General features: G+C 62.7%; 25 protein-coding genes, 1 tRNA gene and 1 riboswitch. Of the genes, 7 read left to right on the top strand and 19 right to left on the bottom strand.

Features of this window, described 5'->3' with window-relative positions; translation table 11 throughout:
* Nucleotide 1: 1 nt before the first annotated feature.
* The 4 genes from RS897_RS27165 to RS897_RS27150 form a co-directional block, all read right to left on the bottom strand.
* The gene (locus tag RS897_RS27165) at nucleotides 2-631 is read right to left on the bottom strand and encodes a precorrin-8X methylmutase (protein WP_315831804.1); all 630 of its coding nucleotides are present in this window, start codon (nucleotides 629-631) and stop codon (nucleotides 2-4) included.
* Nucleotides 631-1794, bottom strand: a complete 1164-nt coding sequence (gene cobG, locus RS897_RS27160; RefSeq protein WP_315831803.1) for a precorrin-3B synthase — start codon at nucleotides 1792-1794, stop codon at nucleotides 631-633. The genes RS897_RS27165 and cobG overlap by 1 nt, the downstream gene beginning before the upstream one ends.
* Nucleotides 1795-2017: 223 nt before the next feature.
* Nucleotides 2018-2225, bottom strand: a riboswitch (cobalamin riboswitch).
* Between the two features lie 473 nt (nucleotides 2226-2698).
* Nucleotides 2699-2770, bottom strand: a tRNA-Thr gene (locus RS897_RS27155).
* A gap of 842 nt (nucleotides 2771-3612) precedes the next feature.
* Nucleotides 3613-3831, bottom strand: a complete 219-nt coding sequence (locus tag RS897_RS27150) for a hypothetical protein (RefSeq protein WP_315831802.1) — start codon at nucleotides 3829-3831, stop codon at nucleotides 3613-3615.
* A gap of 323 nt (nucleotides 3832-4154) precedes the next feature.
* Here RS897_RS27150 and RS897_RS27145 point away from each other — a divergent pair, with 323 nt between their 5' ends.
* A complete protein-coding gene (locus tag RS897_RS27145; RefSeq protein WP_407654571.1) occupies nucleotides 4155-5366 on the top strand; it encodes a serine hydrolase domain-containing protein in 1212 nt (403 codons plus the stop codon).
* A 105-nt stretch (nucleotides 5367-5471) separates the two neighbouring features.
* Here RS897_RS27145 and RS897_RS27140 read toward each other — a convergent pair whose 3' ends face one another.
* From RS897_RS27140 to RS897_RS27130, 3 genes are all read right to left on the bottom strand, one after another.
* Nucleotides 5472-5945 carry a TspO/MBR family protein gene (locus RS897_RS27140; RefSeq protein WP_315831800.1) on the bottom strand — a complete coding sequence of 158 codons (474 nt, stop codon included), beginning with the start codon at nucleotides 5943-5945 and terminating at the stop codon, nucleotides 5472-5474.
* A gap of 154 nt (nucleotides 5946-6099) precedes the next feature.
* Complete coding sequence (locus RS897_RS27135) at nucleotides 6100-6525, bottom strand: hypothetical protein (protein WP_315831799.1); 426 nt, start codon at nucleotides 6523-6525, stop codon at nucleotides 6100-6102.
* 191 nt (nucleotides 6526-6716) lie between these two features.
* The gene (locus tag RS897_RS27130) at nucleotides 6717-7043 is read right to left on the bottom strand and encodes a His-rich protein BRANT (protein ID WP_315831798.1); all 327 of its coding nucleotides are present in this window, start codon (nucleotides 7041-7043) and stop codon (nucleotides 6717-6719) included.
* A gap of 334 nt (nucleotides 7044-7377) precedes the next feature.
* Here RS897_RS27130 and RS897_RS27125 point away from each other — a divergent pair, with 334 nt between their 5' ends.
* Nucleotides 7378-7944, top strand: a complete 567-nt coding sequence (locus tag RS897_RS27125) for a tetratricopeptide repeat protein (protein ID WP_315831797.1) — start codon at nucleotides 7378-7380, stop codon at nucleotides 7942-7944.
* 47 nt (nucleotides 7945-7991) lie between these two features.
* Here RS897_RS27125 and cutA (RS897_RS27120) read toward each other — a convergent pair whose 3' ends face one another.
* Together cutA (RS897_RS27120) and cutA (RS897_RS27115) are read right to left on the bottom strand one after the other, a co-directional pair.
* Nucleotides 7992-8210 carry a divalent-cation tolerance protein CutA gene (gene cutA, locus RS897_RS27120; RefSeq protein ID WP_315831796.1) on the bottom strand — a complete coding sequence of 73 codons (219 nt, stop codon included), beginning with the start codon at nucleotides 8208-8210 and terminating at the stop codon, nucleotides 7992-7994.
* A gap of 72 nt (nucleotides 8211-8282) precedes the next feature.
* Nucleotides 8283-8483: a divalent cation tolerance protein CutA gene (gene cutA, locus RS897_RS27115; protein ID WP_315831795.1), complete on the bottom strand. Its 201-nt coding sequence runs from the start codon at nucleotides 8481-8483 to the stop codon at nucleotides 8283-8285.
* Nucleotides 8484-8545: 62 nt separating this feature from the next.
* On the opposite strand from cutA (RS897_RS27115), the gene RS897_RS27110 reads away from it, so the two are divergent.
* The 3 genes from RS897_RS27110 to RS897_RS27100 all read left to right on the top strand — a co-directional run bounded on the left by RS897_RS27110 (nucleotide 8546) and on the right by RS897_RS27100 (nucleotide 10610).
* Nucleotides 8546-9325 carry an NAD kinase gene (locus RS897_RS27110; protein ID WP_315831794.1) on the top strand — a complete coding sequence of 260 codons (780 nt, stop codon included), beginning with the start codon at nucleotides 8546-8548 and terminating at the stop codon, nucleotides 9323-9325.
* Nucleotides 9326-9457: 132 nt separating this feature from the next.
* Nucleotides 9458-10003, top strand: coding sequence for a response regulator (locus RS897_RS27105; RefSeq protein ID WP_315831793.1), 546 nt, complete (start codon nucleotides 9458-9460; stop codon nucleotides 10001-10003).
* 28 nt (nucleotides 10004-10031) lie between these two features.
* Nucleotides 10032-10610, top strand: coding sequence for an Hpt domain-containing protein (locus RS897_RS27100; protein ID WP_315831792.1), 579 nt, complete (start codon nucleotides 10032-10034; stop codon nucleotides 10608-10610).
* A 49-nt stretch (nucleotides 10611-10659) separates the two neighbouring features.
* On the opposite strand, the gene RS897_RS27095 is transcribed toward RS897_RS27100, so the two are convergent.
* From RS897_RS27095 to folE, 5 genes are all read right to left on the bottom strand, one after another.
* Nucleotides 10660-13275 carry an autotransporter family protein gene (locus RS897_RS27095; RefSeq protein WP_315831791.1) on the bottom strand — a complete coding sequence of 872 codons (2616 nt, stop codon included), beginning with the start codon at nucleotides 13273-13275 and terminating at the stop codon, nucleotides 10660-10662.
* Between the two features lie 525 nt (nucleotides 13276-13800).
* Entirely contained in the window at nucleotides 13801-14976 is a 1176-nt protein-coding gene (locus RS897_RS27090; protein ID WP_315831790.1) for a DUF2336 domain-containing protein, read from the bottom strand.
* 152 nt (nucleotides 14977-15128) lie between these two features.
* Complete coding sequence (locus RS897_RS27085; protein ID WP_315831789.1) at nucleotides 15129-16139, bottom strand: lysozyme family protein; 1011 nt, start codon at nucleotides 16137-16139, stop codon at nucleotides 15129-15131.
* Nucleotides 16140-16255: 116 nt separating this feature from the next.
* Nucleotides 16256-16687, bottom strand: a complete 432-nt coding sequence (gene hisI / locus RS897_RS27080; protein WP_315831788.1) for a phosphoribosyl-AMP cyclohydrolase — start codon at nucleotides 16685-16687, stop codon at nucleotides 16256-16258.
* A gap of 154 nt (nucleotides 16688-16841) precedes the next feature.
* Nucleotides 16842-17507 carry a GTP cyclohydrolase I FolE gene (folE, locus tag RS897_RS27075; protein WP_315831787.1) on the bottom strand — a complete coding sequence of 222 codons (666 nt, stop codon included), beginning with the start codon at nucleotides 17505-17507 and terminating at the stop codon, nucleotides 16842-16844.
* Nucleotides 17508-17799: 292 nt separating this feature from the next.
* On the opposite strand from folE, the gene RS897_RS27070 reads away from it, so the two are divergent.
* Nucleotides 17800-18267 carry an iron-sulfur cluster assembly scaffold protein gene (locus tag RS897_RS27070; protein WP_315831786.1) on the top strand — a complete coding sequence of 156 codons (468 nt, stop codon included), beginning with the start codon at nucleotides 17800-17802 and terminating at the stop codon, nucleotides 18265-18267.
* A 56-nt stretch (nucleotides 18268-18323) separates the two neighbouring features.
* Here the strand turns inward: RS897_RS27070 and RS897_RS27065 are convergent, their stop codons facing one another.
* Nucleotides 18324-19283: a COG3904 family protein gene (locus RS897_RS27065; RefSeq protein ID WP_315831785.1), complete on the bottom strand. Its 960-nt coding sequence runs from the start codon at nucleotides 19281-19283 to the stop codon at nucleotides 18324-18326.
* Between the two features lie 293 nt (nucleotides 19284-19576).
* Between RS897_RS27065 and yidD the strand changes: the two genes are divergently transcribed.
* Nucleotides 19577-19876 carry a membrane protein insertion efficiency factor YidD gene (gene yidD, locus RS897_RS27060; RefSeq protein ID WP_315831784.1) on the top strand — a complete coding sequence of 100 codons (300 nt, stop codon included), beginning with the start codon at nucleotides 19577-19579 and terminating at the stop codon, nucleotides 19874-19876.
* Here yidD and RS897_RS27055 read toward each other — a convergent pair.
* From RS897_RS27055 to RS897_RS27040, 4 genes are all read right to left on the bottom strand, one after another.
* Nucleotides 19873-20292, bottom strand: coding sequence for a DUF3574 domain-containing protein (locus RS897_RS27055; RefSeq protein ID WP_315831783.1), 420 nt, complete (start codon nucleotides 20290-20292; stop codon nucleotides 19873-19875). The two genes, yidD and RS897_RS27055, sit on opposite strands and share 4 nt — an antisense overlap.
* A 130-nt stretch (nucleotides 20293-20422) precedes the next feature.
* Entirely contained in the window at nucleotides 20423-21592 is a 1170-nt protein-coding gene (locus tag RS897_RS27050; protein ID WP_315831782.1) for an MFS transporter, read from the bottom strand.
* Between the two features lie 65 nt (nucleotides 21593-21657).
* Nucleotides 21658-22467 (bottom strand): hypothetical protein, encoded by an 810-nt coding sequence (locus tag RS897_RS27045; RefSeq protein WP_315831781.1) that lies wholly within the window; start codon nucleotides 22465-22467, stop codon nucleotides 21658-21660.
* Nucleotides 22409-23011: a hypothetical protein gene (locus RS897_RS27040; RefSeq protein ID WP_315831780.1), complete on the bottom strand. Its 603-nt coding sequence runs from the start codon at nucleotides 23009-23011 to the stop codon at nucleotides 22409-22411. Before RS897_RS27040 ends, RS897_RS27045 begins: the two co-directional genes overlap by 59 nt.
* Nucleotides 23012-23116: the final 105 nt, after the last annotated feature.

The following is a 23116-nucleotide window of genomic DNA, read 5'->3' as shown; positions in this document are numbered from 1 at the left end:
GCTATTCGCTCCAGCTCGCCAGGGCATTCACGGCGGCAACGGTGATCGCCGAGCCCCCAAGGCGGCCCTCCACCGTGAGGGCCGGCACCGGTGGGTTGGCCATCAAAGCCGCCTTGGACTCGGCTGCGCCGACAAAGCCGACCGGACAACCGATGATCGCCGCAGGTCTTGGAGAAGCGCGATCTTCCAGCATGTTGAGAAGGTGAAACAACGCCGTCGGCGCATTGCCGATGGCGACCACAGCCCCATCCAGATGCGGCCGCCACAGCTCCAGCGCGGCCGCGGAGCGGGTGTTACCCATGGATAACGCAAGCGCGGGAACAGCGGGATCACTGAGCGTACAGATGACGGCATTGCCGGCTGGCAGGCGCGACCGCGTGATTCCTTCCGACACCATGCGCGCATCGCACAGAACAGGCGCCCCCTTCTGCAGGGCCGCCCGCGCGATGCGCGCCATATCGACCGTGAATCGGATCTGCGCTTCGAGCCCCACCATGCCCGCAGCATGGATCATGCGCACAACGACCGGCTCCTCGTCCTGCGAAAAACGGGTGAGGTCCGCTTCCGCCCGGATCGTTGCGAAGGATTGGCGATAGATCGCGGCACCATCGGTCTCGTAGGTGTGTGGCATCAGTGCCCTCCCACAAGCGCAGAGGGGTTCGCGACCATGCCGGCACAGCTCAGTCCACGCAGGACGGGGATATCCCGCGTCGAGCCACCGCGGACGAGATCGAATCCGGAGCTGGTGGCAACCAGTGTAATCGCAGCCGGAGCGGATTGAGCGCACCCCTTCACACAACCGGACACGTGGAGCCGGGCATCGGCAGGAAGATGCGGGGCAAGCGCCGCCGCAAGTGTGCGCGTGTCGGCATGCGCATCCCGGCAGGCGGGCGCACCGCTGCAGGCGACAACGCGCAGCATCGGATTGTCAGGGTTTGTGATGAGACTTTTGTTTTCCGGCATCTCGCGCAGCCCCTCCGCAAGGATCATGCGCCAAGGCGTCAGCCGCAGACCTTGTGCGTGCCCGGCAAGATCACCGAGGAGGTCGCAAGTGAGCTGCCCAAACGCCACGCCGACCATCGCGCCATACGCAGAGAGTCCGGGCTGCGGCACCTCCAGCACGCGAGCGGGCCTGGCATGGCCATGAAGAGCTTCAGGGAGTGTTGCACCAGCCGCGATATGCGCAGCCATCCGCCCTCGCCCGTCCCGGGCACCGCCCGAATCAACGAACCAGTCAGCCAGCGCGAGCGCAACCTTCACGGCCTCTGCGCGCGTGACGGGACGACCCGTCTGCAGGCCATCGGCGCGGACCAGGAGCCCACCCGCAATGTCGCGCTCGAAACGGATGTCGGCAGATGCGCCGGCCAGCACGCAGGTCGCCGCGCAATCGATGGCAAATCCAAACTTGGCCGGCAGGCTGAGCGACCCCAGCGCAAGTTCCTGCTCAAGCTCCGTGGCCAGAGACCAGGTCTCATCGCCAGAGTCCCAGAACGGCGTCACCAGGATGTTGCGCCGCGTCTCCGATTCCGGATCCGGGTCGATCAGGCGCAAACGAGAGAGCTCCTCGATCAGAGACCCGTAGCCTTCATCGCTGACGCCCCTGATCTGAAGGTTAGCCCTGGCAGTCAGATCAATCAGGCCATTGCCATATCGTTTTGCGAGTGCCGCAAGTCCAGCCGCCTGCTGTGCATCGATCCGCCCACCGTGCGGCCGGACGCGAACCACGAGTCCATCGCCCGATCGCATCGGCCGCAAGGCGCCGGGGCACCAGCCCTTGATCGCAACGGCACTCACGCAACCTCACTCAACATGGCTGTAACCGACTTGGACCGCATCCTCCGGACGCAGACGCGCACGCGCCGTGGTCTTGATGTCTCTTGGTCTACCACCGGCGCGGCATGGCGCACAGACGGGGAGTGTAACGGTCATCGCCCTTCTCGCAGTTTGGCGGAGACAATGAGGCAGACGAACCGTGATTGAGGGTCGGTCCCCCGTTGCGGAACCACCCCGCCCGCCGGTTTCAATTCCTGTGCTGGCAGGTCTCCCGGCTTGCAGAGTGGGATTTTGCCCTTGATGCCCGCCTTTCCAACCCAACACGGATCAGTGGCTTTGGCATCTCTCCGGTCACGGTCGCGGGGGCGGCTGCGATTCGGGCCAAATTCGAGGCCCTGTCGCATTCCCTCTTCGCCTGTCGCAGGACAGGAACCAGCGTGAACACCATCAGCAGCGGCCGGACAACTTGTCAAGCGAGGGGCTCGTTGCTTCAGGAGGCTTTCGACCAGCTTCATGTCTTCGTCTCGACGCATGGTCCATGAGCCAGGCGTGAAACCGTCGGGAGAACCAGGGAAGATGGCGGACAATTTCGACTCTGCACGGCCAGGCAATTCGCGCCCTCACACAAGCCGCCCGACGCGGCTTGTTAATTCGCGCGCATCAACAATGCGGATATTCCCGATCGACGAATGGGCGATATCACCCTAACTGCCGGTGGCGAACCGGGAGATCGGACATCACGCTGCGATCTCCCCTTGCGAGATCAGATGTCGGAAATTCAGCCATTCAAGTGGCGCGACAAACGAACGAATATGAATCGACGCCGTCGAAAATCCGTGGCTATCGGGTGGCTATTGCAGCGGGAGAGGTCTGCGCCAGCAAAACCTACCGCACATCTAATAATTGATTTTATTGAAGAAACTAGTGCCGGCTGAGGGGATTGAACCCCCGACCTTCGGTTTACAAAACCGCTGCTCTACCGCTGAGCTAAGCCGGCGCCGCCGAACAGCTAGCAGCGTCTCCCGCGAGGGACAAGACCCAGCTGCGGGTGGAGACAACACCCGAAAATCGCCCGGATTGAGAGGCCGCTCCACAAAGTTTATTGATTTTGCATCGAAAACCACAACCGGTTTGGGAAACATCGCGCCCCACGCACATCCAAACGTGGCAAACCTCAGGCTCCCCGCCCCGGAGCCCAAAAAAGGAGCTGCCGTGTTCAAGGTCAAACCGATCCAGCGCCTAGCGCTCGCCGTCGTCCTGTTGACGTTTGCGAGTGTCCTTTCGGCTCACGCCGCAGGCACGCCGGAGCAGCGCCGCGCCTGCCGTGCCGATGCCTTCCGGTTGTGCCGCGACGCCATTCCAAATGTCAGCCGGGTCACCGCTTGCATGGAAAAGAATATCAAGAGGCTCAGCCCGCTATGCCGCGCGCAGTTCAGATAGGCATCAGGACGCTTTGGAACGGGCTTCGCGGCCGTGGTTGCCGGAGAATTATTGCCGGCGAGAACTAGCCGACAAATGCAAGAAGCAGCACCGCGTTCACCGAAATTGCGGTGACCAATGCTACCACGAGCGTCGCCTGCAGCGCCGCCCCGTCGCATGTCGATCTGAGAATCGCATATGACATGCGATAATCTGACTCCGGAGCCGGCAAAGAGTCCCGCGATTTATTTGTCGGTACGCCTCTTGCCGAAACGCCGCAACCGAGTCCGTCTGCCGATTCTTGCTGGCGTGCATGAGCCTCAAATGCCGACTTGAATGACGGGCCTTAAATACCGGGCCTTAAAATACGAAGGCTCCGGAAACCCGGAGCCTGTTTTCGTCCTAAACTTTATCACGCGCTCAGGCGGCCGGAACGCGTCCTTCTTCCACGGCCTCCGAGATCAGATCGCCGGCATCGGTGACGCCCGCCGCCGCGCTCCTGACGATCCGCTCGGCCATTTTGGCCTTGGTCGCCGGCGTGCGATTTTCTTGGGAAATCCGTTTCACTGCCTCGTCCAACACCGCCCTCAGCGTCGAGACGAACTCAGAGTCGAACTCGTTGTGGGAACTTCGTGTCATTGCACTCTCCGTATCGAATGGTGCGCGACAAGTGACCGAACAACGTGACCAATGTGAGTCCGGCAGATTAAATCCCTGTGACCATTCGACACCATCCCGTCATCGCGTGCAGCAGCATGGACTGCGCTTGCTGCATGGCTTCAAATCGTCACTGAGATGGTTTGCGGCGCTCGCGCGGCAACGCAACGACGTGCAGAACCGACATGCGGAACGAACCCCACTGAATTCAATGATTTTTCGTGGGGCACAATCCTGTTCACTGTTTCGCGAAATCAAGACGGCCAACTTGCGCCGCAATCAATTCCCCGCAAAATGCACAGCAGATCAAAGCCAAAAAAGGAAACGCAGTGACTGCACCACGTCTGATGGATGGATTTCCGCCGCCGGCCGACAAGCTCGTCACCCTCGCGAACTGGAGAACCTATCCGTTCACGACCTGGAGCTTTCGCAACGTCCGCCAGCTGCTGCCGACCGCGACCATCGCAGCATCGGGTGTCCCTTCACCTCTTGAGTCCGATTTGCGTGACATCGGACACGCGACTTTCGATGGCCCCGATGGAAAACCCGCCACCATCGATGCACTGCTGCGAACCACCAGCACCGATGCGCTCGTCGTTCTCCGCCACGGACGCATCGCGGCGGAATGGTACGCCAACGGCATGGATGCAGGTGAGCATCACATCGTTTTTTCGGTGAGCAAATCGATCTGCGGCGCGCTCGGAGGCATCCTGACCGATCGCGGCCTGATCGATCCCGACCGTCCGGTGCGCGACACGTTGCCGGAGCTTGCATCATCGGTCTACGCGACCTGTACGATCCGGCATCTGCTGGACATGACGGTCGGGATCTCGTTCACCGAGGATTACAACGACCCGGACGGCGACGTGATCCGCTATCGCCGTGCCGTCGGCTGGGATCCCCAGTTGCCGGGACAGCAAGCCATCGACTTACGCAGCTTCCTCGCTTTGCAGAAGCCGGACGGTCGCCCGCACGGCGAGACCTTCCACTACGTCTCCACCAACACCGACGTGCTGGGATGGCTCTATGAGCGCGCCTGCGGGCAGCCGCTGGCGCAGTTGATCAGTGATCACATCTGGAAGCCGCTGGGTGCGGAACACGATGCCTATATCACCGTCGATGCGCACGGCGCGATGCGTGCCGCCGGCGGCATCTGCACCACCCCACGCGACCTCGCGCGGTTTGGCGAGATGATGCGCAGGCGGGGTGTCGCGAACGGGCGGCAGATCCTTCCGGGATGGTGGGTGGACGACATCAACACCCGCGGCGATCCCGCAGCATGGGCGCGTGGTGACTACGCCGAGATTCTCCCCGGTGGGAGCTACCGCAGCAAATGGTATCTGATCGACCGGCCTCGCGGCGTGCTCTGTGCGCTGGGAATCCATGGCCAGTGGATCTACATCGACCCGCCGAGCGAAACCGTCATTATTCGATTGGGCTCCGACGGCATTCCGCTCGATCCGGATAGCGCGCGGCTCTGGGTGCGGGGGTTTGCCGCCATCGCCCGGCTTGGCTAGAGCCATTTCCGTTCCGATAGAATCGGAACGGAGCTCTAGCATTTTGTTTTGACGCGTTTTCTTCGCGCAAACCGGTATCCACTTTGCTGGAAAACGCTATGCAGCTCAATTCATCGCCACGATGCCGGCGTTCAGAGTGGTCGCGTAGGCCACCCAAAAGAAATACGGCACCAGCATCCAGGCCGCCGGTGGATCGACACGCGCGCTGGTGAAGATCGTTCCAACGATCGTCACCACCAGCACGATGATGATCGCGAGTGCGATGTGAAGATTGTGCAGGCCGAAAAACACCGGCGACCAGACCGCATTGAGCAGCAGCTGGGCGAAGAAGAACAGGAGCGCCTCCCGCCGCGCGGGCGACGGCAGTGCGTGGTCCCACAGCCGCCACAGCGAAAGCGCCATCAGCACATACAAGATCGCCCAGGCGATAGGGAAAGTCGACCGCGACGGCGTCCATGACGGTTTGGCCAGACTGACATACCAGCCGTTGATTTCCGGCGCGGTGACAGCCCCCGCAATCCCGGCCACGGCCGCACACAGCAGCAGGGACAGCAGCAGGCGCCCAATCGATGTCAGCATCAGGTGATAGCCCCGGAAAAATATTTCTAAACATAACGCGCCAGCAAGGCCGCAACCGACCTGAACCCTGACAAACTACAGCCAGTGAAATTTGTTCCCGGTGTGTCGGCGAGATCGAGAATGTCGGACCACGCCCGTCCCGCGACCGCTCGCGTCAGCGCGCGAGCTTCTCCATCTCGGGAAACGGCGTATAGGTCACCCCGACGCAGAGTTCGCGCCCCTTTTCGATCAGCCGCTCCAGACGCCCGTCGAGGTACAGCACGGCCCGCTCGCCGGCACCGGCATCGCCCTGCCCGCTCGCACTGTAGCGCACACAGGCGACATAACGCTGCTTGCCGCCGACATCGCGCTGGACCGGCTCGGCAATAGCCGCATCGCGCACGGAACGGGGATCATTGAGATAGGTTCGCATGAACGCGAGGAGATCCGCGCGATAGGTCGCAGGATAAGGCTGCACCGCCAGCGCGCTGCCGCCGCTATAAGGGGCGGTCTCGTCACCACCGCTGGCACACGCCGTAGCAGCCAAAGCCATGCCCACCACGGCCGCGGTGCGCCAAAATGTCGCCAATGCCCTGCTCACGTCACGAAAAATCCTACTGGCGCGAACTCTAAAGCGGATTGCACGCAATGTGGAGACTGGTTTTCGGCCCCGATCGCGCCACCGAATCAGAAAACCCCGGAGCGAACTCCGGGGTTCTCTTTCGATGGGATGCGCCGGCCGCACTGGCGGGGCGGGCAAAGAGCGACCGCACCCCATTTGGTGAGGCGCGTTCAGCCCCTGATCTTCGCTGCAACCGGCTTGGCCGAGGACACCCGCTTGATCGCCGGTTTCGCCACATGGGCGATCGTGTGCTTCTTGAACACGACGGAATGCTTGTGGGAGCGATGATGGCGGATGTGGTGGCGATGACGGACATGCTTGCGCATGCTGGCTTTGGCATCCAGAACCTTGGCGTCCGGAACCTTGGTGTCCAGAACCTTGGCGGTCGGCGCCAGCTTGGTGACCGGCGCGACATCGCTCTTGACCGTGCCGGCGGCCATTGCAGGCGCCGCGATGATCGAAGCGGCAAGCAGTGCGGCTGAGATGGTCTTGAACATGATGATCTCCTCTCGATGTGATCACGGCTGGCCGGTCGGGGTTGGCCGGATTTTGTGATCGTCGGCATGAACCTTAGGGCGGCGGCGCTGAACTCATTCTGAGGACCTCGGACAGACAGCGTTCATCTGGATGACATTTTGCCCATGCTTCGGCACAGCCGGCCAAGATCACTTGCGGCTACGAGATCGCTTGCGGTGAACCGGGCGAAATATCGACGAAAACCAGGGAATGTTACGGTGCGGCAGGTGTTCTCATCACGATGGTTCGGATAGGATTCGGGTTCGGATAGGATTTCCGCCGCCAACCAGGCGTCGACGGCAACAGGAGAGATGCATGACGGCACGTGTGACACGTTTCTTGACCTTGGCTGCATTTGTTTTGGCATTTGGTGCAACCTCCGCACTGACCGGGCCCGTGCTCGCCGCCGGCTCCGACACCCCCGCGCCGCCGGCCTCGTCCGGCGAAAAATCCAAGCCGCCGAAGAAGAGCAAGAAGTCCAATACAAACTCGAGCCTGGACGATCCCGCGTTCCTGCAGGGCTACCGCAACGCCTATGCGACGATCTACGAGCGCAACGACTATGCCGCGGCCATCGACCAGTTGAAGACCCTGGGACAGGACGACCGCGCCGATGTCGCCAACCTGATCGGGTACTCCTATCGCAAGCTCGGCGACTACAAGCTGTCGCAGATCTGGTACGAGCGCGCGCTGCAGGCCGATCCGGCCCATGTGAAGACCTGGCAGTATTACGGCCTGTGGCAGGTCGAACAGGGCCACCGCGACGTGGCGAAGGTCAATCTCGCCAAGATCGAGCAGCTCTGCGGCACGACCTGCCCGGAATATCGCTCTCTCGCGGATGCGATCAACGGCACGACCTCGAGCGCCCACGCGGTGTACTAGCTCGATCGACTGATATCGGTGGATTCCGACAGCCGGCGACGCCTTTATTATTTGGGCGCCGCCGGCTGTGTCGCATTCAGCAGCCAGCTGAGGTAGCCGCGCTCCACGCTTTCCACCGGCAGCACCATGATGGCCGGCGTCGTATAGGAATGGTGCTCGAGAACGGCATCGCTGACATCGCCAGCGAGCGACGTCCGGGTCTTGAAGATCGCCACCACTTCCTCGGCCCGCTCGACCACCCCCTCCCACCAGTAGTGCGAGACCATTCTAGTGTCCCAAATCCGAAGTTCGCTCGAACTTGCCGCACCTTCTGAGCGAACTTCGGATTTAAAGGGACACTAGAATCTATGATTCTCGTGTGGTTTTTGGGTCAGAAGCTCCCTCTCGGACTCGCAACGACGGGAGGGGAGCTTCTGACCCACCACACGAGGCAAAATATTCACGCAGGCCGCCAGCTTCCGCTCCACGATAACCTTGCCGACCGCTTCCGCCTCGACAAGACTGGGGAAGGTTGTATAGACCAGAACCGCGCGTTCCATGACTTTGACCTGTTGGACCTTTTTAAGCTTCCGCCGCGGTCCCGTGCTCGAGTTCGACAAAAATGACCGTCTCGAAACAATACGACCGTGTCGCCTTTGTTGCGAGCCCCAGCGCGGAGGCTCAGCAGGCGCTCGAGCAGTTGACCAAGGCCTACGGCAATCACGACCCCGATATCGCTGACGTGATCGTCGCGCTCGGCGGCGACGGCCTGATGCTGCAAACCCTGCATCGTCACATGCGCTCGGGCAAGCCGATCTACGGCATGCACCGCGGCACCGTCGGCTTCCTGATGAACGAGTTCAGCTTTCACGGGCTGGGCGAGCGCCTCGACGCCGCAAAAGTCACGGTCATCCATCCGCTGCTGATGCGCGCCACCGACGTCCACGGCAACGTCCACATCCACCACGCCATCAACGAGGTCGCACTGTTTCGGCAGAGCCATCAGGCGGCGCGCCTTCGCATCCTGGTCGACGAGAACGAGCGGATGCCCGAATTGATCGCCGACGGCGTGCTGGTCGCGACCCCGGCGGGGTCGACGGCCTACAACCTGTCGGCGCAGGGCCCGATCATGCCGATCAATGCGGCATTGCTGGCACTGACCCCGATCAGTGCCTTTCGTCCGCGCCGCTGGCGCGGCGCGCTGCTGCCGAACACCGCCTTTGTGGTGATCGAGGTGCTGGAGGGTGACAAGCGTCCGGTGGCCGCGGTCGCCGATAACGAAGAAGCCCGTAACGTGCAGCGGGTCGAGATCATTTCCGACCGCACCATTGCGATGCGCATGCTGTTCGATCCCGGCCACAGCCTGGAAGAACGCATCCTGCGGGAGCAGTTCAGCTACTAAAACGCCCCTGGACGGCCCGCGCTCAGGTCCATCGGCGGGATCGCAACCATTCTTTAACAACGGCCCCGTTATAGTTAACGGCAGGTGTATCCGTCGCTTCTGGCGGTTCGTTCTCACCGCCCGGGCCGTATCATGTTCCGCATCGATTTCAACAAGCTCCGATTTCTGATTTGCGACGACAACCCGCACATGCGGCGAATCCTGCGCACGCTGCTGCACTCGTTCGGCGCGCGCGAAGTCTATGAGGCCGAGGACGGCGCCACCGCGCTGGAGATGTTCAGCCACTCGGTCCCGGACATCCTGATCTGCGACTGGGCCATGCCGATCTTCGACGGACTGGAGCTCACCCAGATCATCCGCCAGCCGGACGCCGTCGGCAATCCCTACACCCCGATCATCATGCTGACCGGTCATTCCGAGAAGCGCCGCGTCACCATTGCGCGCGATGCCGGGATCACCGAATTCCTCGCCAAGCCGATTTCCGCGAAGGCGTTGTATCAGCGCATTCTCAGCGTGGTCGCGAACCCACGCCCCTTCATCCGGACCAAAAGTTATTTCGGCCCGGATCGTCGCCGCAACACCTCCAACACCTACATCGGACCGGAGCGCCGCAATGGCGGCAAGGCCGAGGTGATGCCGCAGTCCGCCTTGATTGACAAAGCACGCGTTTCAAGCTGACCCCCGATAAGATTGCGAAGGCACCGCTATGGCCGCAGACAAACAACCCGCCCTCAAGGTCGAGACCTTCGCCGACTATCAGGTGATCACCCCGCCCAATCCGCTGCGGGCCGCCGTCCGGCGGGTGGCCGACGACGACAAGGACGATCCGGTGGCCCGCGCCGAGCAGGCGCTGGCGGATCTGTCCGGCGAATTCAACGACTGGATGGCGACCGAGTGCGAGCGCCTCGCGGCAGCCCATGCTGCTATCGTCAAGAACGGCTTCACTCCGCAGGCGCGTGAAGAGTTCTTTCGCGCCGCGCATGACGTCAAGGGGCACGCCGCCACCTTCGGCTATCCGATCGCCGCCGCCGCGGCCGAAAGCCTGTCCCGCATCATCGAGCATGCCCCGAGCCTCGATCAGGTGCCGACCGACCTGCTCGCCTATCATGTCAGCGCGATCCAGGCGATCGTGCGCGAGCATAAGCGGATCGACAAGCTCGGCATGGCCGACGAGCTGAGCCGCAAATTGCGCGGCATGGCCGACAAGTATCTCGTCACGGTCAATCAAGATCGCCCCGAGCATCTCGAAGCCATTCTCGCGCCGAGCATCGCGCCGAACGATTAGTGCCGATCTGAAGTTCCGGCAGAACGTCGGATCAAAAAGCGCTCCGGAATCACCACGTGACGCGCAATCCCAGATTGCCCTTCAGAATCCGTCGCCGCTCACCGTCAACGTCGGTGAGATGACTTGCGGTCGCATAAAGACTGGCAGACTGGTTGAGCCTCGCGACGACGCCGCCGCCAAACTCGACCGCGGTGGAGCCGTACTTCGTCGGGATGATGTCGGTCGCGGCGAAGGTCACCTTGTCGGTGCGAGCGAAATCGTGCCAGACGCTCACGGTCAGATAAGGCTGGAGCCTCGCCAAACCGGCCTGGGTGTCACCCTGAAGACGGGCCCCGATCCGTCCCGTGAATGCGTCCGAGTCACCAAAGGACACGGTGGAGAACCTGTCCGCGGTGTTATTCATCGAGAGATTCTGCCAGATGATCTGGGCTTGCGGCTCCAGGGTCAGACCTTGCATCAGATGAATGGGATAGCCGCTCTCGAGCGAGGTGGTGACCAGCGTGCCGTCGACACGGGCGCCGACACCGTTGATGGAGCGCGAATGTCCGTTGAGCCAGGTCGTCATGGCGACGGCGTCGACATACCAGTTCGACGGGCCGAGATGGGTCCAGTAGCCGCCGAGGCTGTAGGAATCGAAGATCAAGCTGCCGACGTGAAGCCGGTCAAAGCCGCGGGCGAAGCCACGCACGTCGCCGTCCGCCCCGGCATAGCCGAAGAACAGGCCGAACCGGTCGCGATGACCGCTCGGCCGTTCGGCCGCGTAGAGATCCAGGCCTGTCTGCAGCCCCCATAAATTGCCGTTGAATTCCGGGCTCACAGTACCCGACCAGCGCTGCTCGCTGTGCAAGCCGAAGCTTCGTGCCCAGCCGCCGGGTACAGCGCCGCCACCCGTCAGGATGGACTGCCCGCCTTGGCGCTCGTGAAACGTGCCAAGCGTCGTCAAACCGAGCTGGCGGGCGACTGCCGGCACGGCAGCGTAGATCGGCACTTCGGGGCGATAGAGTGGAATCGGCGCGGCGCCAGGAGGCGGTGGCGGCGGCAGAGGCGGCGTACCTGGTGCGGCGACCGGCGGCGGTGGCGGCGGCGGCACGGGGCCCGACGGAGGCGGCGCGGGGGGCGGCGGAGGCGCGACAACCGTCGAGCGCAGGTACCAATTCTCGGCCGATCCAGGCGTCACGCCTCCCTTGAACAGGAAGTATTCATAGGCGCCGGCCGCGACCGGCCCCGACAGCGAGAACGCGCCCGCCGCCGTGGTCGCACCATTGGTTGCCTGTACCACCTGAATGCCGTCGATGGTGGTGAGTGCGCCCGGACCGTTCAGATTGGTCACGACAACGCCCGTGCTGCCGCTCGCCGCGCCCCCGGAGACAACAAGCTTGTCGGAGGCCGAGCCGTCGCCGCCCAGCACCGTGTTGAGCAGCAGCCGGCCACCGGCCCCGACATAGTTGCCAACCACCGTCAAACTGTCGGCGGCGCTGGCGGGACCGTTGGTGAGATCGATGGTGCCGGCATTCGTGAGAGAGACGAACTGGCCGGCCGTAAAGGGGCTAATGCTCGGGTTGAAGCCGCCGCCGGCGAGCAGTGTGCTGGTCGCATCAACCGACATGGTGCCGGTTTGAGTGCCGCTGTCGCCCAAAACAAAATTGCCGTCGAGAGTGAGTCGCGAGCCATTGGTGACGCCGACCGTCTCGAAATTACGGAACCGCGCGACACCGTCCGTCGTCACATTGTCAAACGTCAAACTGTCCGTTCCAACCCCGCCGTCGAAGCCCTGGGTCGCACTGAGAGAGGACGCCGTCAGATTGCGCAGCGTGAGGCTATCATTGTCAGCCCCCATGTCGATGGTGCCGCGGACGATGCCAGCATTGGCCCACACGACGGTGTCACTGCCGAAACTCATCAGCACATTGCCGCGGACCTCGCCGCCAGTGATGGTGACCCTGTCGGTGCCCCCGCTCAGGCTGATGTTACCGCCAATGACGCTGGTGCCGGTCACGGTGACGGTGTCGTTGCCGAAGCCCGCCACGAGGTTGCCGATGATGGTGCCACCCGACATGTTGAAAATATTGTTGTCGAGTTTCATGTCGACGCGGCCGATCGTGCCGCCGGTCATGGTGGCGACATCACCGTCCTCAAAGGCGCCGACAATGGTGCCGCCCGACATGAAGAAGCTGTCGCGGCCGTTGCCTTGCTGAAGCGCCTGGATCCGTCCGCCGGTCATGATGAAAGTGTCGATGCCGGTGCCTTGCGAAATCGTGCCATTCACGGTTCCGGAGCGAATCTCGAACCGATTGCCGAGATCGCCGGTCGTGATGTTGCCGCTCACCGTTGCGCTGCTGCCGTCCGGAAGCAGGATCGAGGTCGTGCCGGTGGTGTTGGAATAGCTCGCGATCGCGCCACCATTGAAAATGATCGTCTTGGTGCCGACGCCGCCGGTGATGCCACCGCTGTAGGTTCCGCTGTTCACCGTCAACCGGTCGTTGCCGGCAAGAAGATTCACAGGAGCGACAGTCGGATCAGGTGCGGTTGCCGCATCGCAGGTCAGGACATCGTCGCCCGCACTGGCAGCCGGGGCGCACCCGGCGCGCGCTGCACCGCCGCTCGCCAATCCCGTCGCCGCGACCAAAGCCGGCAACAACAGTCCGCGTTGAACAATCCGTCGCATCTTGGCCCCTTCCCCACATCGAGACGCAGGCACCACAATTTCGACACGTACGCTTCACCGAGCTCTGGAACCGGCTCCGCACGGTGAACAATTTTTTCTGATCATTGCGATGATCGCATAAGGAGCAAGTATGGAAACTGCGTATGTCACAATTTTTCTGATGTGTGTCTCTTCATTTCAACATTCGACCAATCTGCATGGCAGATCGCTGAAAAAATAATTTGACGAATTGAGAAAAAAATTTACGGCCGATCATCCGCTGCCGATGATCCGCCCCCGTCGTGCAATGCAGCGGGAACTTTCGCGCGACTTTCAGAAAACTTTATGCATCTCGCGCGCGCCTGCGGAATCGCGGGAAGCGGCTGCGTGCATTCCTGCGAGCAATTCCACACGGCACGTTCGTTCGCGGGCATGACAGCTGAGAGTGTCGAGACGCTTCAATTGCCAGCGCCTACGAGGTCAAGCCCGCGCATGACACGGGAATAACAATAAGCCCTTCGTCGCTGAGATAGATTGGTTCGCGCCTCAGGCCGCGATCAGCCGATCATCGATCGGCGCCATCGCATCGAGTTCGGCGAGTTCATCGCAGAACAGACGCGCCTCCTCGCGGGCCGATTCCGTGGAAAAGCGCCGCAGCAGGATCAGCAACGGCTCGGTCGCTTCCGAGCTCATCATCTCGCATTGCGTCAGCACGCGTTCGACCATGCGGCGGCGCAGCCGTGTCATGCCCTCGATGCTTCCGACAAAGCCGATCTCGTGCACGGCCTCGACGGCGACGCGGAACGCGGCAAACGTCGATGGCGGGAATCCCGCACGCGCCAGCAGCGCATCGAGGCTGGCACCGCGATCATAGACCAGCGCCGAGACACGATTCTGCGGCAGGCCCGTCAGCTCCACCAACGCCGCGTCGAACAGGTCGAGGTTGCCCGACAGCAAGGCGCGCAGAATGAGGCCGGCGTTCAATTGTCCGGTCGCGCGCAAATGGCGCACCAGGTCACGCATGTCGTCGCCACGCGAGCGGGCGGCGATGTTCACCGTCGACCGCTCGGTTGCCTCCGCGGCCATCCGGGCGGCGCGATCGGCACTGAGCCAGCTTCGCGCGGTGACGAACTGCACGAGGGTATCGGAGAGTTTGGCGACCAGGGCCAGCCGGGTCGCCGACGGCAGGTCATGGCGGGCGAGCAGCGCCTCCCGGATGGCCGCCAGATGGCCGTGGCGTTCGACGATCCGTTCCAGCGAGAACGGCGCGAGCGCCGCATCGGGGTTTTCGATCAGTTCGAGGGTCGCGGCGGCATGCCCGACTTCGGCAATGGCCGCGCCGATCGAGGGCGGCAGGAAGGCCCTACGGGCGATGGCGCATTGGGTCTCGGCATTGCCGGTGGCGACGATATCGACCAGGTCGGCATCGATCAGAAGCGGGGAATGCTCGAGGATCGGCAGCGCCACCGAGGCCTGATCGACCGACAGCGCCTGCACAATGGCGGGCGGGGCATCGAGACTGCGGGCGAACACCTCCGCCATGGTCTGGCGAACCAGCGGCGATCCGTCGTCCAGCAGCATCAGCAACGCGCCCTCGGCGGCGGCGCGGTCGTCCTCCGACAGATCGGAGATCAACCAGGCCCGGGCCAAAGCCCGGGTGGCCTCTGCACGCTCCCCTGCGGGAGCGGTCCGTACCCAACTGATGAACTGCCGAACGATCATTAAGGCTCTGCCGGCTACGCAACTTGGAAAACCACACCCTCATGGGTGCCATTGACGCAAAATAAACCACGACGCTTAACAAAGCGTTCACCATAACTATCTGCATTTATTGACATTTTATTAAGGACGCGGGGGCGGTACGCTGATCCCGCTCAGCTGCTGAAAAGTCCGCTGCGGTCGCTGAACAGATCGAACGGCCTCGGGCGGCCAACGGCCGGTGCGCCAGCCGATCCCTGGGCCGACTGGGCCGCCGCTGAAGCCGGGGCGGGATCCGCGGTGATCGAGGCGCCATTGCCCCACAATGTGCGGACCGCCGGCGACACGGGCTCAGAGCGATCGCCGGCCTGAAATAGCGCCCGGAAGCCTGCCTGCGCACCGCCCGCCTGCTGCGACGACGCGGCTTGCTGCGCCTGCGGAAAGCCGGAGAGATAGAATGCGTTGCTGTCCGACGCCGCCGCGGCATACGCCGGCGGCGCCCCAGATCCGGCTCCGAGCGCGGCGATGGCGGCGCGCGTGGTCTGCGAATTCGCGGCATTGGCATAACGCGACGTCAGCACCGAATAGACTTCGGACACGCTGCGCGCATTGCCGCTGCGATCATAAAAGATCGGCTGGTTGGCCGCGGCCGCGTTCGGAAACATCCCGGCGGCACTGGCGCGGGGATTGTTTTCGGCGGCATTGATCAATTTAGAGGCGCCACCGACGCCCATGAAGTGCGCGATATAGAGTTCGCCATCGGTCGGACGGCGGCCGATCTGCCCTGTCAGCTTGAAGCTGTTGGATTGCGTCAGCACCCCGGCCATCGCGGCATTGATCGCCGGATCGTCGCGCAGCTTGAGAATGTCGTTGCGGGCCGCAGGATCGCTCACCGAATAGGTGCCGGAATCCGACTTGCTGATCGCATCGGCATATTTGCCGAACCCAAGCATTGGCCCGGCTTCCTTCACGGTGCCGAGCCAGGTCTGTTCGATGAACTGATAAAGGCCGCGCGCCGATGAGGTCGAGGCAGCGGCAGTCGGATTGAGATTGGATTCGATTTTTGCAGCCGACAGCAGGTACTCGAAGCTGGCGCCAGTCGCGTTGGCGGCCTGCTTGATGGCACCCGTGATCTGCGCGCGCACGGACTCAAGGCCCGCGGCGATGCTGGTGGTGTCGACCGTCATGTTCAGGTGCCCCGCTCCCCGGTAGGCCCTTAAGAGAACCTGAACGATTATGGTAAACGCGGGGTTAATTCATGGCCGGATGGCCATTTAGGCCTCTTTCCAGCCCCTTCAGGGTATCAGCCAGGCTTGCGGTAGACTGCAGCCGGATCAAACAGCCGGTCCGAATCGACAAACGCCAGGGACGCGGCCCCATCGGCCCCCCGGCTGACCGCCCGGTAGAAGCAGGAGCGCCGGCCGGTGTGGCAGGCCGCGCCGCCGGCCTGGTCGACCCGGATCCAGACTGCATCCTGGTCGCAGTCGAGCCGCATCTCGACCACGCGCTGGACATGGCCGGAGCTCTCGCCCTTGCGCCAGAGCGCCCCCCGCGAGCGGCTGAAGTACCACGCCTCGCCGCTGTCGATAGTCCTGCGCAACGCTTCGTCGTTCATATGCGCGACCATCAGCACGTCGCCGGTCACAGCATCCGTGGTGACGCAGGTGACGAGGCCGGCGGCGTCGAACTTCGGACGCAGCACCAGCCCCTCTTCGATCTCGTTGGTCGCGGTCACGGCAATACCCTCGCTCCGAACTCAGAAGCCTTGTGAAGGGAACGGCGGGAAACATGCTTTCCCGCAGCCCGGATGAGCGGAGCGATATCCGGGATCTATCTCGATGCTGACCCGGATGTCGCTCCGCTCATCCGGGCTACGCGATCTCTCTGCTTCAGCGCTGATGCTGACGCACCAGGCTCAGGAAGCGGTTCTGCTCGTCGGGATTGTTGCGGAACAGCCCGGTGAAGCGCGTCGTGATGGTGTTGGCGCCATGCTTGGCGATGCCGCGCACCGACATGCAGGTGTGCTCGGCCTCGACCAGCACCGCGACGCCACGCGGCTTCAGCACGGTGTCGATCGCACCCACGATCTGCGCGGTGAGATGTTCCTGGGTCTGCAGCCGATGGGCGAAGATATCGACCAGGCGTGCGAGCTTCGACAATCCGATCACCCGCTCGACCGGCGTATAGGCGATGTGCGCCTTGCCGTAGAACGGCATCATGTGATGCTCGCAGTGCGAATGAAATTCGATGTCGCGCACCAGCACGAAGTCGTCGTAGCCGGCGGTTTCGCCGAAGGTCCGGTTCAGCACCTCGGCGGGACAGAGATGATAGCCCTGGAACAGTTCGTCATAGGCCTCGATGACACGGCGTGGCGTATCGAGCAGCCCCTCGCGGGCGGGATTTTCACCGATATAGGCCAGCAGGGTTTTGACCGCCAACTCGGCTTCCTCCCGCGACGGGCGCGGCAGGTCGGCCTGGATGGCGGATGCCTGGAATTCCGAGGCCGGGATTTCCGACGGCGGGTTCGGGCGTATTGGCTTGATGATCGCGTCCATTCAGCTCTCCGTTCGACCGGCCCCTCATCGAGGATCCGGAGTGTCACCGGTCGCCGCAACAGCGCAGTCAGCTGCCGGACGCCACCCATGCAGATATCGGGGGTCAACCGACATCCGCGCAACCCATATCATCGTAAGGTCCGGAAGAAATTCTCTATTTCCGGGGACTTTGAGAACAGGCTTGGGAAACAGGTGGGTTTATTCCTGCGACCCGGTACATATATAGGATAGGCCCCGAAGCCAGCCAAGACCGCTGACGCGGGCGTATCCGCAACCGTAGTATGCACCTGCCATGCTGAACGACGTCTACAACAAAAAAATCATCGAACTGGCGGGGAATATCCCGCGGCTGGGCCGGCTCTCGGACCCGGACGCGAGCGCGACCGCCCATTCCAAGCTGTGCGGCTCGACCGTCAAGATCGACCTCAAGATGGACGGCCCGGTGGTGACCGATTTCGCCCATGACGTGAAGGCCTGCGCCCTCGGCCAGGCCTCGTCCTCGATCATGGCACGGCACGTGATCGGCTCGAACGCCACGGAGCTGCGCGACCTGCGCGAAACCGTGCGGCGGATGCTCAAGGAAGGTGGCGCGCCGCCGCAGGGCAAGTGGTCCGATATTGCCGTGCTCGAACCGGTCCGGGACTACAAGGCCCGACATGCCTCGACCCTGCTGACCTTCGACGCCGTGGTCGACGCGATCGGGCAGATCGAGGCCAAATCGGCCGTCAAGTCCGAGACCTTGGACACAGCCCAAAACTAACCATTGCGATAAACTTGGCGATCAACTTCGCCGCCTCGCGCGGCGACGACACGCACTCAGTGCCGTGTCGCCGCCGCCGCGCCGGTCGGCGCCCCCGCCTCGGCCGTCTTGGTCGATTTGATTGGAGCCGTCTTGTCGTCAAGCGGCTTGTCGTCCAGCGTCTTGCCATCCAGCGACAACGCGCCGGCGATAAAGCGGTCCTGAACCGGTTTTGATTTCGTCTGCGCTGGCTCTGCCGCCGGCGCTGACAGTGCGGTCAGCGCATTGCCCTTCGGCGCCACCTCGGCAACCGCGTCATCGGTCACGATATTGGTCAGGCGCAATTCGGACGGCGTCAGTTCGTGCAGCGGCTCCCATGGCGGCACACTCAGCGCCAGCGCCAGGAGATCGCCGGTGCCGCCCATGTCGAAGGTGTATTTCGCCAGCCGGCCGACATCGCGTTCGATGATCATGACGTCCTGCGCGGTGTAGGTCGCGGCCTTGGCGTCGTCGGCACGATCGCCCATCCAGATCTGATGCACACGCACGTGGGCGCCATCCGGCACGGTGCGGGTCTGGCCGGACAGCAGCAGGAACACGCACATCGATTCACAGTAGGCACCCGAGAAGATGCTCGATGTCGTACCGTCGGCAGTCTGGGTTTCCGTCACGATGCCAACGGTCGTGGTGACGCCGAGATCACGCCATTGCCGTCCCAGCTTGATGGCATCGAGCACCGAGCCACCACTGGAATCGAGGACCATCGCGACGCCCTTCAGGTCGCGGCCATCAGCGAAGTCGGCGAACTCTTTCGGTGTATCGCTGGTGATGGTTCCGACAGCAGCGACCAGTTGCCCGCCGAAACCGGCCCGCTCATGCCAAGCAAAGCGCATCGGCAATTTGCGTTGCTCAAGCGTGTCGCCGGCGCGCGCAGCACTGCCGGTCCCCGACAGTGACGCTCCCGGCAAAGAGAGCACGACCGCAGCCACGCCCAGCCGCAGCCAGGCCCGGAAAGTGAGCGACCCCTTCAAAAACAAGTTGGTTCCTTCCCCGCCCCTAAACGGAAATCGGACCAGCCCCGTGCGACCCCTGCTGTCACACCGCCGTTATCAAAAAGGTACCCGCACCGGGGATTCGCGTCCATGAAACTTTGGTGCAGTGCAGTTAGAACCGTGCGATATTTCGCCGGTGTGGCGCAGAAACCATGGGCATGGTTCCCGGTTGCGGAACCCGGCGCTGCCGGCCTGGATGCGCCGCAGGCCCTGTCGAAACGAGCGAAATGAAACCGTCGCTGAAACTCTCGCCCCATTGCGCGACCTGTGCGAAAACGATGCAGCGGCTTCCACGCAATGCCGGCCGCGCGATGATCGTGGCCTACCGCTACACCCTATCGCCGCTGATCGGATTTCATTGCCGGCACCTGCCGACCTGCTCGGCCTATGGCGAGGAAGCGATCGAGCGGTTCGGCCTGTGGGCGGGTGGCTGGATGACACTGGCGCGGCTGCTGCGCTGCCAACCCTTCGGCACGTCCGGGATCGACAATGTCGTTGCAACGATTCCGTCGGGCGCGCGGTGGTACCTGCCGTGGCGTTATGCGCGCTGGCGTGGCGTCAATGACGGCAACAGCTAGAACCCGACGCATGCCGTCTTGATCGACGTCATCACCGACTGCTGCTTGAACTGATGCTTGTAGGCCTCGGCGATGGCACCGAGATCGGCGCGTTTTTGCGCGTCATCCTTGAAGGTGATCAGCACCAGCTTGCTCGGCTCACGCACCACCGTTCCCCGCTCCGTGTCCTTCCACTGACCGCGGGCGTCGATCACGCTGAGGCCATCGGGGAATCGTGGCGTGATTTCGCGTGCGGTGAATTGCGCAAACGCGGCTTCGCTGACGCCGATCCGGTCACCAATTTTGCGGCCGAAGAACATTTCGGCCGTGGCCATGGTTTGCGCCGGCGGCAGGCATGGCTGGGGCATCGATGCGCAGGCCGACAGCAAAAGGCTGGCACCAACTCCGACGATGAATTTCAGGGATCCCTCGGACATGAGACTCTCACATGGGAGATGGTGACGGGACGGCAAATGAAGATCGGCTGGATGTTTGACCGACCCCGCCTGTCGATGCAATGCGTTCTGCCGGATCGAGCGAAATCGAAGGCGATGTGTTGCGGGCGCGTCACGCGCCGACAACTGAGGATCTCGGGCGCGTGAGAAACAGCACTCCGATCGCCAGCACGATGAAAGCAATGCCCGCATAGCCGTTGGCCTGCAATTGATCGTGCGCGAAGAATTGTCCGCCCAGGCCCGAGCCGACCGCCTGCCCGACATACAGCATCGACGTGTTCAGCGCGACGGCTGCGCTCGCGAACACCGGTGCGGCGCCGATAAGACGGGTCTGCTGCATCGAATTCATCGCGGCAAAGCCGAGACCCCACAATACGCTTGCCGCCAGCAGCACCGGCAGCGCGGTGATGCCGGCACCGATCACCCACACCACACTTCCCAGCAGCAACAGCGACAGAAAGATCACCGACGTCCAGAACGGCCCGATCCAGCCGACGGCACGCATGGCGAAAATATTGCCGAAAAACCCGAACACTCCGAAGATGCCGAACGCGAGCGCGATCGTTTCCGGCGTGGCCCGCGTCATCTGCAACAGCAGCGGCCCAAGATAAGGAAACGTGCAGAACTGCCCCGCGACCTGCAGAGTCGTGATCAGCAGCAGCAACAGCACCAGACGATTGCGGCCGAGCACGATCCAGGTGCGCAATTCGACCGGCGCGCCGACCAGCCCCTTCGGCAGGACAACGGCGACCAGCACCGACGCCAGCAGCGCCAGTGCACCGATGCCGCCGAGCATTTCGCGCCAGCCGACATGCGCGGCCACGTAGGTCACCAACGGCATGCCGAGCGCAAGTGCGAGCGACCAGCCGAGAAAGACATAGACGATGGTGCTGGGCCGCTGGTCCTCGGGAACGATCATGGCGGCGGTCCCCGCCGCGACCGGCGTGAACACCACGATGATGGCGAGCATCACCAGGCGCAGAACCATCAGGCTGGTGTAATCCGGCGCGACGAACGCCGCAGCGTGGCTGATGGCGACCCCGAGCATGCTGCCGGCCAGCAGCCGGCGACGATCGATGGTGCTGGTCAACCAGGTCATCAGCGGCGAGCCGATGCACAGCACGATCGCGCCGAAGGTGATGAGCAGCCCGGCCTGGTAGACAGACACGCCGAGGCTTTTTGCAAGATCGGCCAGCATTCCCGCCGGCGACATCACCGCAAGACCGGTGACGAAATTCCCGAACATCAGCGCTGTCGGCGCCGCAAACTTTTTAAGTCCCATTCGCGCAGACTAATTCATGTTGAATGCAAATGCATCTACTTTGTCGGCAACGGACACATGCGCGACTATTTGTCGGAAGGAGACTCTTTGGGCGCCGCCTCTTGTTTGGGAGCCAGATCTTGTTTCGGAGTTATGTCTTGTTTGGGAGCAACATTCTGTTTTTTGAGTTCGACCGCAGCGCGCCACCAATCGTTGCCGATAGTCGGTACCGTACAGCCGCCAAACAGTGTCTTCATCGATGTGGACAGTCCGTCGGTCGACAATTTCGCGACGTGCACCAGGCGCTGGCCGTCGGGAGCGATCGACGTCTCGGTGATCTCCAGTTGCGGTAGTCCGGCCAGCGACTCCACCGAAGCCTTGGTCATTCGAAGTTGCCAGTTTTCATAACCCGGCGACTTGAACGGCGGAAACCGGAATTGAAGTGGTTTGGGCGCGACACCGGCAATGGAGACCATTCCATACGTCCCCGGCCCTTCGAGCTGTCGCTGATAGTTCAAGCGGAAATCGTCGGCGGCCAAGCAGGACAGCTGCCATTGCAACAGACGATATGACGTCTTCCCCTCCAGCTTTTCGACCGCCAGCTTTCTCAGGAATGCACGAGTGCCGGTCTCCAGCAGCCAGGGCGTCTCGACGAACTCGCGCCGGTCGATCCCGAACCGGAAGATCTCATCGCGGGTCAGGACATGCCGGTCCTCGAACTTGATCGTCCTCTGAAGGTCGAGCAGGCCGCGATCGATCCCCATCTCGGCAACATATTTCGACGTGTTGCGGTCGGCGCGCTCCAGCGCCCGTCGCATCGCCTCGGCGCGCAGTGCTTCAGACGGTCGGCCGTGCAGAAACGTCAATGTCAGGCGTGGAGAGTGAATGGCAAGCAACGCGTCGGGCGCGATCTCCCCGCGTGATCGCGCCAAAAAGCACGAACGGACATGCCGAATTGCACATCGCACCGCGCGTGGCGATCTCCGCATCGATCTGGCCACCGGCTTGCTTGAGCTTGAGGCAGGCATCATCGATCTGAAGGCCGGAAACACAGCCCTTGACCAGCGTGCGCCCCACCCTGACAACCGCCTTGTCGTTCCTGAGCATCCTGCCCATCGCCAGCGCCTGCTCCACGTTGCCACCCGGCGAATGAAAGTAGATCGGCAGCTTCTGGTCCTTGTGCTGCCGGAAAAACTTCCGGAGACGCGCGGCGGCCTCGCTGTCGATCCTGCCTTCCGCAGCGATCCAGGTATCGCACCCTTGGCCGCAGGCATCGGGGCCGCCCTTGGCGACATAAAAGATCAAAGTGGGAGAAAACGGCTCCGGAGGCTTGGCGGCCTCAGCGGCGGACACGGGATTCGGGACCAAGCCAAAAAGCAGTCCAACAACCAAGCCAAGACCCAGACCGCGCGCGGCCAGGACAAAACGGTGCAATGTCATGGAGCCAACAAAGGCCAAACTGGAAACCGGCAACGGCCGAAGGCTACCAAGCGGGTTGCATCAAGTCCATCTTGCAATCAAAATTTCGCCAAACGGCCTGGGAAA

The organism is Bradyrhizobium prioriisuperbiae, from assembly GCF_032397745.1.
GTDB lineage: Bacteria > Pseudomonadota > Alphaproteobacteria > Rhizobiales > Xanthobacteraceae > Bradyrhizobium_A > Bradyrhizobium_A prioriisuperbiae.
This window is presented reverse-complemented; position numbering and strand designations above follow the sequence as displayed.